The following is a 1,168-nucleotide window of genomic DNA, read 5'->3' as shown; positions in this document are numbered from 1 at the left end:
CGACCGCCGTGATGCGCTGAAGTTGGTAAAGCTTTTAAAGTCAGAGGATCTCACCCCGATTTATGTACCTGAGCCTGAGGACGAAGCCGTGCGTGATTTATCCCGGGCGCGCGAAACGGCGATGAAAGACTTAAAGGACGCGAAATACCAACTAAAGGCTCTGCTGCTCAGAAACAATATTAATTATGAAGGCACGGCGAACTGGTCAAAGAAGCATTTGCGCTGGTTAACCGAGTTGATATTACCTCACCCGGCTCAGCAGATTGTTTTACAAGAGCAACTTCAGACCGTTGAGGAGCGTATCCGGCGACTGGAGCGACTGGACAATGAGCTAACCCATCATGTTTATCAGTGGCGGTATTACCCCGTTGTGAAAGCGGTTCAGGCCATGCGCGGTGTCAGGCTCCTGGTTGCCGTCGGAGTGATTGCTGAGCTTGGGGATTTACAGCGTTTCGATCACCCCAGAAAGCTGATGGCTTATCTCGGCTTGGTTCCCGGCGAGCACTCCTCCGGCGGTAAGCGCCGTTTAGGCGCCATAACTAAGTGCGGCAATACCAGAGCACGACGCTTACTGGTTGAGGGGGCACACAGTTATCGCTATCCCGCCAACGTGTCAAAGAACTTGCAGCTTCGGCAGGAAGGATTACCCAAAGATATTGTTGATATCGCCTGGAAGGCTCAGCTCAGGCTATGCAAACGCTATCAACGTATGAGTAAAAAAGGGAAACATTACAATCTTATCATCACAGCCATAGCAAGGGAGATGGCGGCCTATCTCTGGGCCATTGCCAGAGAAGTGGTACTCACACCGGTCAATCCAAAACTTCGGTTAAGTCGGGTACCCGCATGATAAACGAGTTTGAGCTAACGCATTCGGATCAGGCCGCGGATGTGGCACAACCTACGACGGCGTTATGATGGCAATATCTTAATTCGTTATTGACCCACGAGCATAGACTGATGAGAAGGTGCTACGGCGGAGTGAGTAAGGTCGGCACTGTTTATCGCAAGATAAATAATCCACGGATACCAGCATAGCAACCGACGACATTACTGCCTCATCTGGTGCGTTAGCTCAATTTATTTGAGAATAGAAAGAGCTGATTATGGCTGAAAAAGTGCCAGGGCTGCACGCGTTCAGAGTTGACAAAGGGAGTCATACCAACGC

General features: G+C 50.4%; 1 protein-coding gene. It reads left to right on the top strand.

Annotated features, from left to right (window positions below; genetic code table 11):
• Positions 1-850 (top strand): IS110 family RNA-guided transposase (locus L8G48_RS13260; protein WP_248265085.1); only part of this gene is annotated, 850 nt, incomplete at its 5' end.
• Positions 851-1,168 lie beyond the last annotated feature (318 nt).

The sequence above is a fragment of the Idiomarina aminovorans genome (assembly GCF_023155095.1).
GTDB lineage: Bacteria > Pseudomonadota > Gammaproteobacteria > Enterobacterales > Alteromonadaceae > Idiomarina > Idiomarina aminovorans.
This window is presented reverse-complemented; position numbering and strand designations above follow the sequence as displayed.